General features: G+C 66.5%; 13 protein-coding genes. 5 read left to right on the top strand and 8 right to left on the bottom strand.

The window, feature by feature from the left end; all coding sequences use genetic code 11:
• Positions 1-32 precede the first annotated feature (32 nt).
• The 3 genes from CGZ88_RS00850 to miaB form a co-directional block, all read right to left on the bottom strand.
• Positions 33-2,912, bottom strand: coding sequence for a DNA translocase FtsK (locus tag CGZ88_RS00850; RefSeq protein WP_101670873.1), 2,880 nt, complete (start codon positions 2,910-2,912; stop codon positions 33-35).
• A gap of 67 nt (positions 2,913-2,979) precedes the next feature.
• Positions 2,980-3,990 (bottom strand): tRNA (adenosine(37)-N6)-dimethylallyltransferase MiaA, encoded by a 1,011-nt coding sequence (gene miaA / locus CGZ88_RS00845; protein WP_051198635.1) that lies wholly within the window; start codon positions 3,988-3,990, stop codon positions 2,980-2,982.
• Between the two features lie 131 nt (positions 3,991-4,121).
• On the bottom strand, positions 4,122-5,567 hold the full coding sequence (gene miaB, locus CGZ88_RS00840) for a tRNA (N6-isopentenyl adenosine(37)-C2)-methylthiotransferase MiaB (RefSeq protein WP_165778676.1): 1,446 nt from the start codon (positions 5,565-5,567) through the stop codon (positions 4,122-4,124).
• A gap of 140 nt (positions 5,568-5,707) precedes the next feature.
• Between miaB and CGZ88_RS00835 the strand changes: the two genes are divergently transcribed.
• Positions 5,708-6,484, top strand: a complete 777-nt coding sequence (locus tag CGZ88_RS00835) for a GTP pyrophosphokinase (RefSeq protein ID WP_026645106.1) — start codon at positions 5,708-5,710, stop codon at positions 6,482-6,484.
• A 99-nt stretch (positions 6,485-6,583) separates the two neighbouring features.
• On the opposite strand, the gene CGZ88_RS00830 is transcribed toward CGZ88_RS00835, so the two are convergent.
• A complete protein-coding gene (locus CGZ88_RS00830; RefSeq protein ID WP_101670871.1) occupies positions 6,584-7,414 on the bottom strand; it encodes a Bax inhibitor-1/YccA family protein in 831 nt (276 codons plus the stop codon).
• A 294-nt stretch (positions 7,415-7,708) separates the two neighbouring features.
• Here CGZ88_RS00830 and CGZ88_RS00825 point away from each other — a divergent pair, with 294 nt between their 5' ends.
• Positions 7,709-8,734: an NAD(P)H-dependent amine dehydrogenase family protein gene (locus CGZ88_RS00825; protein ID WP_101670870.1), complete on the top strand. Its 1,026-nt coding sequence runs from the start codon at positions 7,709-7,711 to the stop codon at positions 8,732-8,734.
• A gap of 153 nt (positions 8,735-8,887) precedes the next feature.
• On the opposite strand, the gene CGZ88_RS00820 is transcribed toward CGZ88_RS00825, so the two are convergent.
• The 4 genes from CGZ88_RS00820 to CGZ88_RS00805 all read right to left on the bottom strand — a co-directional run bounded on the left by CGZ88_RS00820 (position 8,888) and on the right by CGZ88_RS00805 (position 12,615).
• Complete coding sequence (locus tag CGZ88_RS00820; protein WP_026645109.1) at positions 8,888-9,688, bottom strand: DUF4037 domain-containing protein; 801 nt, start codon at positions 9,686-9,688, stop codon at positions 8,888-8,890.
• Between the two features lie 34 nt (positions 9,689-9,722).
• The gene (locus CGZ88_RS00815) at positions 9,723-10,358 is read right to left on the bottom strand and encodes a BUD32 family EKC/KEOPS complex subunit (protein ID WP_243390022.1); all 636 of its coding nucleotides are present in this window, start codon (positions 10,356-10,358) and stop codon (positions 9,723-9,725) included.
• A 377-nt stretch (positions 10,359-10,735) separates the two neighbouring features.
• Positions 10,736-11,380 (bottom strand): response regulator transcription factor, encoded by a 645-nt coding sequence (locus CGZ88_RS00810; RefSeq protein ID WP_026645110.1) that lies wholly within the window; start codon positions 11,378-11,380, stop codon positions 10,736-10,738.
• 5 nt (positions 11,381-11,385) lie between these two features.
• Entirely contained in the window at positions 11,386-12,615 is a 1,230-nt protein-coding gene (locus tag CGZ88_RS00805; RefSeq protein WP_081664060.1) for a sensor histidine kinase, read from the bottom strand.
• Positions 12,616-12,884: 269 nt separating this feature from the next.
• Here CGZ88_RS00805 and CGZ88_RS00800 point away from each other — a divergent pair, with 269 nt between their 5' ends.
• The 3 genes from CGZ88_RS00800 to CGZ88_RS00790 are packed head-to-tail and all read left to right on the top strand — an operon-like array spanning position 12,885 to position 16,479.
• Positions 12,885-13,883 (top strand): ABC transporter ATP-binding protein, encoded by a 999-nt coding sequence (locus CGZ88_RS00800; RefSeq protein ID WP_026645111.1) that lies wholly within the window; start codon positions 12,885-12,887, stop codon positions 13,881-13,883.
• Positions 13,884-13,919: 36 nt separating this feature from the next.
• Positions 13,920-15,197, top strand: coding sequence for an ABC transporter permease (locus CGZ88_RS00795; RefSeq protein WP_101670869.1), 1,278 nt, complete (start codon positions 13,920-13,922; stop codon positions 15,195-15,197).
• Positions 15,184-16,479: an ABC transporter permease gene (locus CGZ88_RS00790; RefSeq protein ID WP_243390021.1), complete on the top strand. Its 1,296-nt coding sequence runs from the start codon at positions 15,184-15,186 to the stop codon at positions 16,477-16,479. The genes CGZ88_RS00795 and CGZ88_RS00790 overlap by 14 nt, the downstream gene beginning before the upstream one ends.
• Positions 16,480-16,545: the final 66 nt, after the last annotated feature.

Genomic DNA, 16,545 nt, shown 5'->3' with positions numbered 1-16,545 from the left:
TACCGTGGCGCATGCGGCGGCGCGGCGCAAACTCAGGCTGCGGGCGTCGCCGCAGGCTCGGACGGCTGATCCCCGCCGCCGGTCAACGACGTCGTCTCGCCCTTGATGAACGCGAGCACCTGCGGCAGGTCGGCCGGCTGCACGAGCACTTCGCGCGCCTTCGACCCCTCCGACGGTCCGACGACGCCACGCGACTCGAGCAGATCCATCAGACGTCCCGCCTTCGCGAAGCCGACGCGCAGCTTGCGTTGCAGCATCGACGTCGAACCGAACTGCGAGCTGACGACGAGTTCGGCGGCCGCGAGCAGTTCGTCCATATCGCCGCCGATGTCCTCGGTCGGGTCGAGCTTCGACTTCTCCGCCTCGTTCGCCATCTGCTCGATGTCCTCGCGGTAATGCGGCTTGCGCTGCTGGCGCACGAAGTCGACGGCCTTGCGGATCTCCGATTCGTTGACCCACGCTCCCTGCACGCGGATCGGCTTGGCCATGCCCATCGGCATGAACAGCGCGTCGCCCTGTCCGATGAGCGTCTCGGCGCCGGTCGCGTCGAGGATGACGCGCGAATCGGTCGCCGACGACGTCGCGAACGCGAGCCTCGAGGGGATGTTCGCCTTGATCAGGCCGGTGACGACGTCGACCGACGGGCGCTGCGTTGCGAGCACGAGGTGCACGCCGGCGGCGCGCGCGAGCTGCGTGATGCGCTGGATCGAGCTTTCCACGTCGTTCTTCGCGACCATCATCAGGTCGGCCATCTCGTCGACGACGACGAGCAGGTACGGGTACGGCGCCACCTTGCGCTTCGAGCCGGCCGGCGCGTGCACCTTGCCGGCGCGCACCGCCTCATTGAAGTCCTTGACGTGGCGGAAGCCGAAGAACTCGAGATCGCTGTAGCGCGCGTCCATCTCCTTGACGACCCATTCGAGCGCCTGCGCCGCCTTCTTCGGATCGGTGATGATCGGCGTGAGCAGATGCGGGATGCCCGCGTACGCGGACAGTTCGACGCGCTTGGGGTCGACCATGATCATCCTCACCTGCTCGGGCGTGGCGCGCATGATGATCGACGTGAGCATCGAGTTGATGAAGCTCGACTTGCCCGAGCCGGTGGCGCCGGCGACGAGCAGATGCGGCATCTTCGTCAGGTCGGCGGTCACGAAATGGCCCTCGACGTCCTTGCCGACGCCGGCGAGCATCGGGTTGGGGTCGTTCATCGCCTTGTCCGAACGCAGCACGTCGCCCAAATGGACGATCTCGCGGTCGGTGTTCGGAATCTCGATGCCGATCGCCGACTTGCCGGGGATCGGCGAAAGGATGCGCACGTCGGAGCTCGCGACGGCGTAGGCGATGTTCTTGTCGAGGTTCGTCACCTTCTCGACCTTGACGCCCGGGGCGACCTCGACCTCGTACTGCGTGACCGACGGGCCGCGCAGGAAGCCGACGACCTTCGCGTCGACCTTGAACTGCTGGAACGTGTTGTCGAGCGCGCGGATGACGTTGTCGTTCGCCTGCGTATGCGCCGCGTGCGGCTTGCCTTTCATCAGCAGATTCGGATCGGGCAGCCGATACGGCGCGAGCTCGGCACCCGCGGCGGCAGTGTCGGCGGCGGCAGCAGCAACATTGGCGGCGGTGCCGTCGGCTGATGCGTTCGGCGTCGCCGCGGCCGACGTTGCAGCCGACGTGGCCGCCGAGCCCGGCATCGGCGATGCGGCGGCCGCCTGAGGCGCGGACGCGCGCATGTCGACGACCTCGCCGGTGTGCGGCGAGACGAGCAGCGACGACATGTCGTCGAGCGCGCCCCACGGGTCGGCCGCCGCCCCGGCGCCCGCCACAGCCGGCATCGACCCCGACGGCATCGGCGTCGTGTGAACCTCCGGCTGCTGCGCCGACCACGTGTTCGAGTCGATGCTGCGCGTCGCGTCGTCGTTGTAGGCGCCGCCGCTGCTCACCGTGCGCGGCGAACCGGCGACGCGCGTCTCGGCGGTCTCGCCGTGCCGGCTCGCCGCGTTGACGAAAGCCTCGTCGCCGGCGTAGCTGTCGAGCTTGCCGTCGTCGTCGCGACGCCTGCGCCGGCGGAACAGACGACTGAGGAAGCCTTCGCGACGGCTCGGCGCATCCGCTTCGTCGTCGCCGTCATGCGTCGGCACGCCCTCGGCGAAGCGCAGCGTGTCGTCGTCGCCAACGCGCACCTCGTTGGGGAATTCGTCGTCGCCGTCGCGTTCGCCGTCCTCGTGCGCGGCGCCGCCGAACAATGCGCGCAGCTTGGCGGGGACTTCAGTGACGTGCGTGCGTGTGATGAGCAGCAGCGAGAACAGCGCTGAGACGACGAACACGATGATCGCGAAGCTCTGCGAGAGCCCCCACGCGAGCGGCGAGCCAATCAGGAATCCGAACAGGCCCCCGGCGTGCTGCAGGTTGGGCCAGGAGAACTCCTTCGTGTCGGCGGCCATGACGACGTCGATGATCGAACACACCGACCACAGCAGCATCGTCCAGCCGACGAGCACGCTCGGATTGCCCGAGCCACGCCCGGAGTTGCGGATCAGCCGCACCGAGACGAGCACGAGCAGCACCGGAACGACGATGCTCATGACGCCGAACAATCCGGAGGCGAATGCGTGCAGCCCGCGTCCGAGCGGCCCGTCGACGCGGAACCATTCGGAGCCGACGAAGAAGACAGCGAGGACGATGAGCACGAAGCACAGGCCGTCGCGGCGGTACGCCGGATCATAGTCGCCGACGCTCACCTTGCGCACGGCGGCGCCGAAGGCGCGCGGCACGGCAAGCAGCGCCCGCTTCCACGATGGTTCGTCGGTCTCCTGCGCCGGACGGCGCCCCTTCGACGCCGGCGCCGACGAGCCTGTCGAGCTCGCCTTGCGCGGTCGTTTGCTTGCGTTCGAGGATGTGGATCGTGCCATAACAGTCCTTGATTCTATCGCGAGGCCGCGCCCGCCGAAACGGCGCGCGGCCGGCGTCGCCCAGACGTCACGTCAGGTCGCCGAGATGATGGCGGACGTACTCGTCCGCATGCATGTCGACGGCGTCGTAGCCGCCGCGGTCGGCCACGTCGATGATCCCCATCGCCAGATCCACGAGCCGCGGGTTGAGCGCCTGCAGCCAGTGGATGCGCGGATCGCGACCGAACCAGCCCATCTGCTTGCGCGCGAGGCGCTTCGTCTTCTGCGCGACGAGGAAGCGCGTCTCGTCGAGGTCGCTCAGGCCGTCGAGATAGTCGATGACCTGCTGATAGCCGAGCGCACGCGAGGCGGTCGCGCCCAGATACGGCCGCAGCCGGCGCACTTCCTCGACGAAGCCGTCGTCGAACATCGTCTTCGTGCGCAGGTCGATGCGCCGGTCGAGCTCGGCGCGCGGCAGGTCGAGGCCGATCTGCACCGACGGGATGACGTAGCGGTAGCGCGGCAACGACGCCGAATACGGCCTGCCGGTGACCTCGATCACCTCGAGCGCGCGCACCGTGCGCCGCGGATTGTGCGGATCCATGCGCGCCGCCGCCTCGGGGTCGAGCCGCTCGAGTTCGGCGAACAGGACGCCCGGCCCTTCGCGTTCGGCGCGCTCCTCGAGACGCGCGCGCACGGCCGGATCAGTGCCTGGGAATGTGATGTCGTCGATCGCCGCGCGTGCATAGAGTCCCGAGCCGCCGACGAGGATCGGACGCACGCCGCGCGCCTGCAGATCGGCGATGCTTGCGCGCGCCATCTGCTGGAAACGCGCGACCGTCATCGTCTCCTGCGGCCCGATGACGTCGAGCAGATGATGCGGCACGGCGGCGCGCTCGTCGGAGTCTGCCTTCGCGGTGCCGATGTCCATTCCCTTGTACATCTGGTAGGCGTCGGCGTTGACGATCTCGGCGCGCTCACCGCGCTCGGCGAGGCGCCGCGCGATCGCGATGCCGAGTCCCGTCTTGCCTGAGGCCGTCGGCCCGACGATCGACACGACGCGCGGCGTCGTCTGCGCGGCGGCTGCATCATTCATCATCGCAGCGTCCGTCGTCGCAGTGTCCGTCATCATATTGTTCGCCGTCTCAGCGTTCGTCATCGCAGCATCGTTCATCGTCACATCGTCGTCCATCGTCGCCTCCATCTGCGCGTCGTCGTGCGCGCGCCGTTTCAACGCCGCACCATATAGGTCTGTCCGGCCGCGATGTCCGGGTCGGCGATGAGGTTGTGCACGCCGGCATGCGTGACGGTCGCCGTCACGAAATCGCCGACCTCGGGCATCGGCTCGCCTTCCGGCACGCCGACGTGCACGAGCACGCCGGTGCGCTCGCGGCCGGTCACGCGATGCGTCTCGCCGTCCTTCTTGCCGGCGCGCCCCGTGACCATGACCTCGACGTCGCGTCCCTCGAAGCCGCGCAGGTTCTCGGCGGTGATGCGCTCCTGCAGCGCGAGCAGCCGTTCGATGCGCTCGCGCGAGACCTCGTGCGGCACCTGCTCCATCGACGCCGCCGGCGTGCCCGGACGCGGCGAATAGATGAACGTGAACGCCGACGAGAAGCGCGCCTGTTCGACGACGCGCAGCGTGTCGCGGAAATCCTCCTCGGTCTCGCCGGGGAATCCGACGATGATGTCGGTCGAGATCTGCGCGTCCGGCATCGCCGCGCGGATCTTGTCGAGGATCGACAGGAAACGCTCGGAACGGTAGGAGCGGCGCATCGCGCGCAGGATGCGGTCGGAGCCCGACTGCAGCGGGAAATGCAGCTGATGCATGACGTTCGGCGTCTCGGCCATCGCCGCGATGACGTCGTCGGTGAACGCGGCCGGATGCGGCGACGTGAACCGCACACGCTCGAGGCCCTCGATGTCCCCGCACGCGCGCAGCAGCTTCGAGAACGCGTAGCGGTCGCCGATGCCGTAGCCGTAGGAGTTCACGTTCTGCCCCAGCAGCGTGACCTCCTTCGCCCCGTCGGCGACGACGGCGCGGATCTCGTCGAGGACGTCGCCGGGACGGCGGTCGCGCTCGCGGCCGCGCGTCGTCGGCACGATGCAGAACGTGCACGTGTTGTTGCAGCCGACCGAGATCGCCACCCACGCCGACGTCTTCGACGCGCGGTGCACCGGCAGTTCGCTCGGGAAGACCTCGAGGCGTTCGTTGACCTTTGTCTGTGGCTTGCCGGTGGCCTTCGCACGTTCGAGCAGTGTCGGCAGATCCTCGATGTTGCGCGTGCCGAAGACGGCGTCGACCCATGGGGTGCGCCGTGCGATCCGTTCGCGGTCGAGCTGCGCCATGCAGCCGCCGATTGCGATCTGCATGCCCGGACGTTCGCGTTTCATCTTCGCCCACAGGCCGATCGTCCCGTACATGCGTTCGGCGGCGTTCTCGCGCACGGCGCAGGTGTTCATGACGATGAGGTCGAGGTCATGCGCCTCCTCCTGCGCTTGGCTTGCGCACACGTAGCCGGCCGCCTCGAGGACGCCGGCGATGCGTTCGGAGTCGTGCACGTTCATCTGGCAGCCGAGCGTGTGCACGGCGAACACGCCCCTGCCGCGCCCCGCGCCCTCGTCGCCTCCGGTCGCGAGCGCACGTTCCTCTTCGGTCATCATCTCTTCGTTCATACCGCACATGCTAACCGAGGGCGGGCACAGTGCGACCGCACTGCCGCGCATCGTCACAGCAGCCGCACATCCACGCCCCGCAGCGTCGACGCTGGCCGTTTTCAGCATGCCGACAGGCGCGCCCGCTACAATGGTCGATCGTGATACTTGACCGTCAGAACCGTGTGAACACCAATGAACTGCGCGCCCGCCTGAGCGCGATCGCCGACGAGCTCGAGCAACGCGACGGCGCGCCGGCAATCGAGACGTCCGAAGTGGACGCCGTGACCGAGTTCATCGACCAGATGCAGGTGTACGAGGGCGCGATGTACGAGATCAGCACGAAGCTCGAGATCCTCGATTCGGAGTTCCAGGTGCATTTCTCGCACGACCCGATCCACCATATGGAGCGCCGTCTCAAGTCGATCGATTCGATCATCGAGAAGATGCGCCGCAAGCATCTGCCGTTCACCGTCAAGTCGGTGCGCGACAACCTCTTCGACGTCGCCGGCATCCGCGTCATCTGCAACTACCGCGACGACGTGTATTCGGTCGCCAACTATCTGTCCGCGCAGTCGGACATCCAGGTGCTGCGCGTCAAGGACTACATCCTCAACCCCAAGCAGAACGGCTACCGTTCGCTGCACGTCATCTACGCGGTGCCGGTGTTCCTGTCGAGTGGCGCGCACTACACGCCGGTCGAGGTGCAGTTCCGCACGATCGCGATGGACTATTGGGCGAGCCTCGAGCATGCGCTGCGCTACAAGACCGACCTTCCCGACGCCAAGCTCACCGAGCATTCGCAGACGCTGCTCGACTGCGCACGTTCGCTGCAGAACGTCGAAACGCAGATGCAGTCGATCCATCGGGACATCAACGGCGCGCCGCAGGGTTCGCAGGCGCCGGCGACCGACGGCGCGCCGCGTCACCTGAGCTGACGGACGGCGTACGGCAATCGCCACGGAACACAAAACGCGGGCGCCCGCACACATCAACAAGAGGATGTGTGCGGGCGCCCGCGTTGGTATGCGTCGGCGTCAGTCGCGGCTCAGTCCCAGCAGCTGCAACACGTAGAGGAACATGTTGACGAAGTCGAGATAGAGGTTGAGCGCGCACAGGATCGAGACGCGCTTGATCATCTCCGGGCCCTGCGACGCGTACTGCGCGAAGACGCGCTTCGTGAACTGCGCGTCGTAGATCGTCATCGCGGCGAACAGCACGATGCCGATCGCGGCGACGATCTTGAGCGTCGTGTTCGTCGGCGCGACGAACATCAGCACGACCTGCGTGACGATGAGCACGATGAGGCCGATGACGAGCACCGGGCCCGCCTTGAGCATGTTCGCCTTCGTCGTCAGGCCGAACATCGTCAGCGCGAAGTAGAAGACGGCGCTGATGAGGAATGCGTAGCCGATCGTGGCAATCTCGTAGAAGCTGAAGATGACGCTCAGCGAGAAGCCCATGAGCGCCGCGTAGACGTAGAACCACACGCGCGCCGTCGACGACTTCATGTTCATGACACGCATGCCCAGGTAGATGGCGATGCCGACCTCGACGATCATCGGCAGCCACACGCCGAGCGTGCCGGTCGCGAGGATGAAACGCGCATACAGGCCCGTCATGTTCGTGACGATTGCGACGAGGCCCGTGAGCACGAGCGCGATCGTCATCTCGCCGTAGGCGCGCGTCATCGAGACGTGCTCGGCGCGTTCGGTGACGGCGGTGGGCTGGATCGTGTAGATGCCGTCGGCGCCCTGATGCATCGTGCCGGCGCCCTGGTTCGCGCCGTATATGCCGTACTGCGGCGCCGCGCCGTACGGCTGCGCGCCGTCCGGGCGACGCTCGCCCGGCTGCTGACCATAAGTCATTCGTTGCTCCTTGATGGTTTCGTATCGGACCCCCATTCTACCGGCCGTCCGCGCCGCTTGGCTGAAAGCGCGCTGGGAAAACCATGAGCGTCCGTAAATGTTCGCAGTATCTTCACAACAGGTGCCGCGACGGCGGTATTCCCGCCCTCGGCGGCGTTTGGGCGGTCTTCGCCGGCGGTTCGCGCCCCGCGCGGCGGGCTATAGTGGATGGCACGTCCCACGCCGCTGATGCAGACACCGATGTCGACGACGGCTGGAGCGGACGCATCCATCCATGTGACCAAAGGAGCGACGATGGAACCAATACGAGCGATTCAGTACGGCTGCGGCAAGATGGCGAAGTACACGGTGCGCTACATGCATGAGAAGGGCATCCAGATCGTCGGCGCAATCGACGTCAACCCGGATGTCGTCGGCATGGACATCGGCGAATTCGCCGGCATCGGCCCGCTCAACGTCAAGGTGAGCGACGACGCCGAGGCCGTGTTCGACTCATGCGACGCCGACATCGCCGTCGTCACGCTGTTCAGCTTCATGGACGACATCGCGCCGATGTGCGAGCTGTGCCTCGAACACGGCGTCAACGTCGTCACGACCTGCGAGGAGGCGATCTACCCGTGGACGACGAACCCGGCCGTCACAAACCGCCTCGACCGCATCGCCAAGGAACACGGCGCGACGATTGTGGGCACGGGGATGCAGGACATCTTCTGGATCAACATGGTCGCGCTCGTCGCCGGCGGCTGCGATCGCGTCGACAAGATCACCGGCGCCGTCAGCTACAACGTCGAGGACTACGGACTGGCGCTCGCGAAGGCGCACGGCGTGGGCCTGACGGCAGAGGAGTTCGAGGCGCAGCTCGCGCACCCCGAGGAGATCGTGCCGTCGTACGTGTGGAACTCGAACGAGGCGCTCGCGCAGAAGCTCGGCCTGACGATCAAATCGCAGACGCAGAAGGCGGTGCCGTACTTCAACGACGTCGACGTGTATTCGCAGACGATGGGCGAGACGATCCCGGCCGGCAGGTGCGTCGGCATGTCGGCGGTCGTCACGACGGAGACGATGCAGGGACCGGTGCTCGAGACCGCATGCATCGGCAAGGTCTACGGCCCCGACGACGGCGACATGTGCGACTGGAAGATCGAAGGCGAACCCGACACCGAGTTCCACGTCGTCAAGCCGGCCACCGTCGAGCACACCTGCGCGACGGTCGTCAACCGCATCCCCGACGTGCTCAACGCGCCGGCCGGATACGTCACCGTCGACCAGCTCGACGAGATCCGCTACCTCACCTACCCGGCCGCGCTGTACGTCGCGTGAGCCGACGACACCGCCGATAGACGGAGGCGGAAACAGAGCAGGCGGTCGCCGACGCAGAGAAGAGAGATAACGAGGGGCGTGGGCTCAGCGCATGTGCCGAGCCCACGCCCCTCCCCTGTTCTGCGGTCAGTTAGCGTCTGCGGTCGTCGGCGCTCAGGCGGCGCGGTCGGCCATGTCGACGAGGCCGCCCAATTCGTCGGTCATCCGCGCGAGCGTGCGCGACGTCGCGTCGGCGTCGGTGAACATCGACGAGAACAGCGTGTCGAGATCCTCGTCGAAATGCGCGGGCAGCAGCCCCGCATGCTCGCGCGCATAGCTCGCCATGCGCTTCTCGCCCGGATGCGTGAGCCGGTTGAGCGCGAACAGCACATCGAAATACGACTCCAGATATGCGGCCGTGCGATGGTTGACGCTGACGAGGTCGCCACGCGACGCCGCCTTCGCGATCTGATGGTCGTAGGACGGCAGGTTCGCGGTGAGCAGACGCATGTTCTTGCCGATGATGTTCGCGCGCAGCTCGTCCGGATAGTCGACCGCGTAACGCCGGCGCAGCGCCTCGAGACGCCCGTCGCGATCGAACAGGACACGGCAGCGCAGCAGATTGTGCCACATGCACGTCGTATATCCGGTGGCCGCCTCACCTTCGTCGACGACCGCCGAAATCGAGCGCGCGAAATCGTTGAGGCTGCGGTAGAGGATGTCGATGTCGACGCCGTCGTTGAGTGTGCAATCGTCCTCGAGCTCCCAGAACGCGTTGCCGATCTCGGCGTATCCGCAATGTTCGGCGATGATCGCGCGGCGCTCGGCCTCGCTCGGCAGCGCGTCGCAGTAGATGTACAGATCGTAGTCGCTCGTCGCGTCGTACACGCCGCCGGCGCGCGATCCGCCGAGTGCGATCGCCGTCACTTCAGGCAGCTGCGCGAAAGCGCGCCACAGTGATTCGAACGGTGTCATGATTCCTCCTTGTTCATCGGTTCATCATCAGCGGCTACGGCGTCCGTTTCGCGCACGTCGTCGCCGTGTTCGGCGGCGTAGGCGAGCAGTTCGGGCGTGCGGCTCCAGTAGCGGATCCCCAATGCTCGAAGTCCCACTCCTCCATATAGGCGTTGCATTCGTAGTCGACGTAGAGCAGCACGTCGCCGCGCACGACGAAGTTCGTCGGAAAGTAGTCGATGTTCGTGTCCGCTGCGTACAGCCTGCGGCATATCGCGCGCATCCGCTCGATGTACTCGGGGCGCACGCCGCCGGCGAGGACGAGCTCGTAGACGGTGGGCCCGTCGACGTATTCCTTGAGGATGCGTTCGGCGTCCTCGTCCACGTCGATCATCCGCGGCATCGCGACGCCGATCTCGTTCAGCCGCCGGTAGTCGTTGAGCTCCGAGGCGAGCTTGTCGCCGAACTGATAGTACGAGCAGGGCTCGTGGTGGATCTGCTTGAGCACGAGCCCGACGCCGTCCGCATCGCGCACGAGATACGAATACCCGCCCTTGCCCTTGCCAAGCAGCCGCACGACCTCATAGGAAGTGCCGTTGACGTCCAGCATCGTGCCGGCCGCTGCCACCGGCGTAGCTGCTGCGTCCGCTGCGTTTGCCACTGTCTTCGTAACGGTGTCTGCTGTCTCCATGACCCAATGATAACCTATGCAGATTTGAAAACAAAATCATCCTACTCATATTGTGTATCAGTATGACAACATTTGCATACATCTCCTGCAACAATGTCAGCATTCGTTGCACGGCGTCCATCTGTGCAGTGTCTGCCGCCGCAACAACCAACCATAACGACCAACGGCAGTACGTGATTGAGCTCAACCACCAACTGCCACCGCACACCCCTACAACGGCAGTCCGTAATTAAGTTCAACCACCAACTGCCATCCGTCGCCCCTCCGATGGCAGTACGTGATTGAACTCAACCATCGACTGCCACCGACCGCCGCCGCAACGGCAGTATGCGATTGAGCTCAACCACCGGCCACCGTTGCCTCACCAACCAGCCACATCAGTGACAGCTGAGCCATTCGACGGCGAGCTTCGTGCGGTTCGCGATGTTCGTCTTCGCAAGGATGTCGCTGATGCGGTTGCGCACGGTGCCTTCGCTCAGATGCAGCTCAGCGGCGATCTGCCGGTTGTCGTAGCCTTCGGCGACAAGCGCGGCCACGTCGCGCTCGCGGTCGGTCAACCGTGCGAATCGTTCGTCCTCGATGATCGGCACAACGTCGTCCGGCTGGGGCGCGGAGGCCTGCGGCGCCGTCAGCTGCCCGAGCACTTCGGCGCCGAGCACGATCTGCCCAGCCATGACGGCCTGCACGGCCGGGATGACCGACGCGACGTCCTGCTTGATCAGATACCCCTTCGTATGCAGTTCGACGGCGCGGCGAATGTAGTCGGGGTCGGCGAAAGTCGTCAGAATGAGGATCCGCGCGCCTGGATGCTCGCGCAGGATCCGTTCGGCCGCGTCGAGGCCGTCCATGCCGGGCATCTGCACGTCGATGAGCAGCACGTCCGGCCCGTGCGCCGCGTATTCGCGCACGGCCGCCGCGCCGTCATGCGCCGTCCACAGCACCGTCGCCGTGCCCGTCGCCGTCAGAATCGTGCCGATCGACGAGCACACGATTGGATCGTCGTCCACAATGGCCACCGAAATCGCCATCATCCCTCCATCCGTTGCATCACATTGATTTCCGACTGCGCCGCCCGCGTACCCGCAGCCGCCGCGTCGTCGCCGAGTGTCTTGGGTACCGAGACGAAGACGCGCCAGCCTTGCGCGTACGGCCCGCACGTAGCGTTGCCGCCGAGCGCGCGTGCGCGTTCCTCGATGTCCGCCAGACCGATGCCGCCCGAACGCGACGGCGTACGCGTGATTGGACCGCCGTCGTCCTGCACGACGAGCTGCCACAGCCCCGGCAGATCGATGAGCCGCACCGTCGCGTGTGACGCCGTGCCGTGGCGCACCGTATTCGTCAGCGCCTCGCGGATGACAGCGGCGAAGCAGTGCGCGAGCGCGGACGGCGCCTGTCCGATACCGTCGTCGAGCCGCACCTGCAGTGACGAGGCGTCGGAGACGGCGGCCGCGTCCTGCATCATCCCGTGGAAGTCGGTACCTTCGTCCTTGAGGCCGTGCACCGATCGGCGGATCATCGTCATCGCCTCGTCGAGCGTCGTGCCGAGGCTCGCGAACTGCGCGGCGTGCACGTCGTCGCCGACCGTCGTCGCGACAACCTGGTCGGCCTGCGCCATCATGATCGCGCGCGTGAGCAGATGGCCGACGTTGTCGTGGATCTCGCGCGCGATGCGCGTGCGTTCGTTGAGCCGCGCGCGGCGCATGTCGGCGGCGCGCGACGCTTCGACGTCATTGATGCGCGCGTGCGACAGGCGCAATCGTTCTCGTCGTTCGTCGGCGAGCGCGCGGTAGCGCATCTGCGCGCGCAGTCCGTCGGCGCGCAGGTATCCGGCGACGCTCGTCACCGCCGTCAGCGGTACGAGCAGCAGCGCGACGATCGTCGACTCGTCTGCCGGCGCGTTCGTTGTGACGTGCGCGAGCGCGATCAGCGCCACAACGAACGCGCCGGCGCACGGGATCGCGGCGAGCGCGAAGCGTGCGCGGCGTGTGCGGGGACACGCGCCTTCGACGATCCGGTAGGCGGCGTCGCAGCCGACGACCGGCAGCAGCGTCGCCCATGTGGGCACCGCGCATGCGGCGATGCAGAACGCGGTGGCCAGTGCGAACCACGGGCGGACGCCGATGAGCACAGTGAGCGCGGCGAGCGTCGCGGCGATGAGGAGACCGACGATCGCGACGGCGGTGACATCGTCGTGCGCGAGCACGGCGAGCAGCGCGCACACGGCGATCATGAGCACATGCACGATCGTGTCCACCATGTCCCGCTCCTCCCTGTGCCAAATGCGTCCTGATAAGTCCTGATATGCCTTGATGTGCCGCCTGCACACGTCTGTGCGACGCGCGCTGTCCACGCACACAGACGCGCGCCACCCGGCCGTTTCCATTATCGAGCATCGCACGGCCGCCGGCGCGTCCGATGATGACAATTGTCACGATACGTCCACGCGAACGGGGACTTGGGACACCGTTTTGCGCGCGCCGCGCCGCGCATCATGGAATCATGAACGATACGACCCATGCCGATTCCATGACGCGCACGGCAACCCGCCCCGCGCAGCGCGTCGCGCACCCCTCCCCCGCGATCGCCGTCGACGAACTCGTCAAGCACTACGGCGACAAGCTCGCCCTCGACTACCTGAACATGCGCGTGCGCCGCGGCGAGATCTACGGTCTGCTCGGCCCCAACGGCTCGGGCAAGACGACGGCGATCAACTGCATCCTCGGCCTGCTCACCTACGATTCGGGGCAGATCCGCATCTTCGGCGAGCCGATGGGCCCGACGAGCTACGACCTCAAGCGCCGCATCGGCATCGTCCCGCAGGACATCGCCGTCTTCAACGAGCTGACGGTCGAGGAGAACATCTCGTACTTCTGCTCGCTCTACGTCGCCGACCGCGCGCGCCGCAAGGGTCTTGTCGACGAGGCGATCGCATTCGTCGGCCTCGGCGACTATCGCCGTTTCCGCCCGCGCAAACTCTCGGGCGGCCTGCTGCGGCGCCTGAACATCGCATGCGGCATCGTGCACAAGCCCGAGCTGATCTTCTTCGACGAGCCGACGGTGGCCGTCGACCCGCAGAGCCGCAACTCGATCCTCGAAGGCATCAGCAAACTCAACGCCGAAGGTTCGACGATCGTGTACACGAGCCACTACATGGAGGAGGTCGAGCAGATCTGCGATCGCATCCAGATCATCGACCACGGCCGTCAGATCGCGCTCGGCACCGCCGAAGAACTCAAGCGCATGATCGACGTCGGCGAACGCATCAGCATCGAGACGCCGTCACTCGCCGCGGACGCCGACCTGCGCGAACGCACGCTCGCGGCGCTGCGCGCGCTCGACGTTGTGCGCGACGCGGACTACGAGGACGACGTGCTCGTCGTCTCCTGCGTGCAGGGCGCGCACAACCTCATCGACGTGCTGCAGGCGCTGCGCGACCTCGACGTACCCGCCGGCCATGTCAGTTCGCACACGCCGACGCTCAACGACGTGTTCCTCGCGCTCACCGGCACCGACCTGCGCGACTGAGCCGCCCGGAGCGACAAAAAGAAAGGAAAGACGACGATGGGAACCACGTTCCTGACGACGCTGCGCATCAACCTGCGCGAGAAGTCGTCGTTGTTCTGGCTGTTCTGCTTCCCGATCCTGCTGTCGACGATGTTCCTCGGCATGTTCGGCAATCTGGACGCCACCTATGCGATCACGACGATGCGTTTCGCCGTCGTGGCCGACGACGCCTACTGCAAGGCGGACGATACGCGCGCGCTGCTCGCCGCGATGCAGTATGACCCGATCACGCCCGCCTCCTGCGCCGCGACGCCCGCGGCACAGGAGGCGGCGGACGTCGATTCCGGCGGCGTCGACCTGCGCGACCTGCTCGAGCTGACGGCCGTCGACGACACGCGCGAGGCGATCGCGCTGATCAACCGCGACGACGACGTGCGCGGCTTCATCAGCGTCGATGACGACGGCCTGCCGCATATGACGATCAGCCGCGCGACCGTCTCGAACGCGAGCGACGCGATGTCCTCGCCGGGACTGCCGGTGTCGCTGAGCATCCTCAACGGCGCGATCGGCATGTTCAACCGCCAGACACTGACGCTCGAACAGATCATGCATACCGACCCGTCCGCGTTCGCGTCGCCGTCGTTCACGGCCGCCGTCGGCGAATCGCCGGACTTCACGCGACAGGTGCGCCTGACGAACTTCAAGCCGGACGAAGGCGCGCGCTACTACTATGCGCTGCTCGCGATGACGGCGCTGATGGCGATGACCTTCGCCGTGACGACCGTATGTTCGACGCAGGCCAACCTTTCGGCGCTCGGCATGCGCCGCTCGCTCGCGCCGCTGACGCGCTTCAAGCAGCTGATGGGCGGATTCCTCGCCAGCTGGCTGTGCACGTTCTGCTCGCTCGTCGTCACGCTGCTCTACATCCACTTCGTGTGCCGCATCTCCTTCGGCGGACGATGGACGGCCACGCTGCTCGCGATCGTCGTCGCCTCGTTCACGGCGAACGCGCTCGGCACGCTGCTCGGCTCGCTGCCGAAGCTGACCGCCGGCGCGAAGATCGGCCTGACGACGGCGTTCTCGTGCGCGCTGTCGCTCCTGAGCGGCCTGTACGGCTCGGGCGCGATGGCGCTCAGCGACTGGATCCAGCGCAACATGCCGGTCGTCGCGACGATCAACCCCACGCAGCAGGTGACGAACCTGTTCTACGACATCCTCTACTACGATTCCTACACCCCGTTCTTCCGCACCGTCGGCATCCTGCTGACGATGGCCGTCCTCGCCCTCGTGCTGGCGACCGTGTTCCTCAGGAGGCAGCGTTATGCGCACCTTTAAAGCCACGTTGAAGATCCTGCTTGCGCAGCGTCTGATGATCCTCATCTACGTCGTATGGCTGTGCTTGATGATGTTCGGCCTGAGTTGGTCGCTCATCTCCGACCTGTCCAAGATGGACAATTCGACCACCTTCGATTCGGCGCGCCCCGAAGTCGCCGTCGTCAACCGCGACGCGCACGGCGCGGGCCTCGACGAGCCGATGCGCGCCTTCCTCGAGAGGGACTGCGACCTCGTCGACGTCGGCACGACCGACGAGCAGCTGCAGACGGCCGCCGCCTCGAACTACGCCGACCTGATCGTCATCATCCCCGACGGCTACACGGACCGCCTCGCCGACGCGATCGGGCGGGACGCGCGCATGCCGCAGCTCGACGTCGTCGTCAGCTTCACCGGCGCCTACGGCTCACTCGCCCGACTTCAGGTCGACGAGTTCCTGCGGCTCACACGCACCGCCGCGCTCGCGGCCGCGCATGACGCGTCGGTGAGCGCGGCGGCACTCGCCGACGCCGCAGACCGTGTCGTCGACACACTCGCCGACGCCTCGGACGCCTATCCGCGGATCGCCGTCGCCGACGACCCGGGCGCTGCGGGCGACCGTCATGAGGCGGCGCGCACGGCCTACGTACAGACCGTCAAGATGGGCGTCTACCCGCTGCTCGCCGCGATGCTCGTGTGCACGGCGCTGACGATGAACGCCTTCGCCGGCGCGAACGTGCGCCGCCGTCTGTACGCGTCGCCGCAGCGCACCGGCACGATGGTCATCCAGGAGTTCGCCGGCTGCGCGCTCTTCGGCATCGTCGTCAGCCTGCTGTACTGGGGCATCTCACTCGCGCTGCCCGCGCTCGCCGGCCTGCCGATCGACGGCATCCCGCTGCCGACGATCCTGTACTCCGGCGTCTCGCTGGCGCTGTACGCGCTCGTGTCGGTGGCGTCTGGCTTCATGATCAGCATGCTGTCGGTCAACGCCGTGGCCATCAACGCGATCGCGAACGTATACGGCCTGCTCGTCATGTTCACGTCGGGCATGGCGTTCCCGATCGACATGATGCCGAAGGTGATGATCACGATCGGCAAGCTGCTGCCGGGCTGGTGGTTCTGCCAGTCGATCGACGCGGTCGATGGCGTCGACGGCCGCGTCGACCTCGGCGGCTGGCTGTCGTGCAACGGCCTCGTGCTGCTCTTCGGCGTCGCGTTCATCTGCCTCGGCCTCGCCTTCTCGAAAGGTCGCCGCAGCCACCCTGTCCTCGCCGCCCCCGGCACCACCCAACTCGCCGAAGTCTGACCCCGCGCCGCTTCAAGCGGCCCCGCAGCCGATCGTCGCGCGCGCACTGTGCACGCGATGATCGGC

This window comes from Bifidobacterium anseris, assembly GCF_002860345.1.
Classification (GTDB): domain Bacteria; phylum Actinomycetota; class Actinomycetes; order Actinomycetales; family Bifidobacteriaceae; genus Bifidobacterium; species Bifidobacterium anseris.
The sequence above is the reverse complement of the archived record's forward strand: the minus strand, read 5'-3'. Positions and strand labels throughout refer to the sequence as shown.

Bases quoted from the DNA above. Each gene is read 5' to 3' on its own strand.
- miaB (WP_165778676.1), bottom strand. From the start codon at position 5,567: ATGAACGAAGAGATGATGACCGAAGAGGAACGTGCGCTCGCGACCGGA.
- CGZ88_RS00825 (WP_101670870.1), top strand. From the start codon at position 7,709: ATGGAACCAATACGAGCGATTCAGTACGGCTGCGGCAAGATGGCGAAG.
- CGZ88_RS00790 (WP_243390021.1), top strand. From the start codon at position 15,184: ATGCGCACCTTTAAAGCCACGTTGAAGATCCTGCTTGCGCAGCGTCTG.
- CGZ88_RS00815 (WP_243390022.1), bottom strand. From the start codon at position 10,358: ATGGAGACAGCAGACACCGTTACGAAGACAGTGGCAAACGCAGCGGAC.
- CGZ88_RS00820 (WP_026645109.1), bottom strand. From the start codon at position 9,688: ATGACACCGTTCGAATCACTGTGGCGCGCTTTCGCGCAGCTGCCTGAA.
- CGZ88_RS00795 (WP_101670869.1), top strand. From the start codon at position 13,920: ATGGGAACCACGTTCCTGACGACGCTGCGCATCAACCTGCGCGAGAAG.
- CGZ88_RS00800 (WP_026645111.1), top strand. From the start codon at position 12,885: ATGACGCGCACGGCAACCCGCCCCGCGCAGCGCGTCGCGCACCCCTCC.
- CGZ88_RS00850 (WP_101670873.1), bottom strand. From the start codon at position 2,912: ATGGCACGATCCACATCCTCGAACGCAAGCAAACGACCGCGCAAGGCG.
- CGZ88_RS00805 (WP_081664060.1), bottom strand. From the start codon at position 12,615: ATGGTGGACACGATCGTGCATGTGCTCATGATCGCCGTGTGCGCGCTG.
- CGZ88_RS00830 (WP_101670871.1), bottom strand. From the start codon at position 7,414: ATGACTTATGGTCAGCAGCCGGGCGAGCGTCGCCCGGACGGCGCGCAG.
- miaA (WP_051198635.1), bottom strand. From the start codon at position 3,990: ATGATGAATGATGCAGCCGCCGCGCAGACGACGCCGCGCGTCGTGTCG.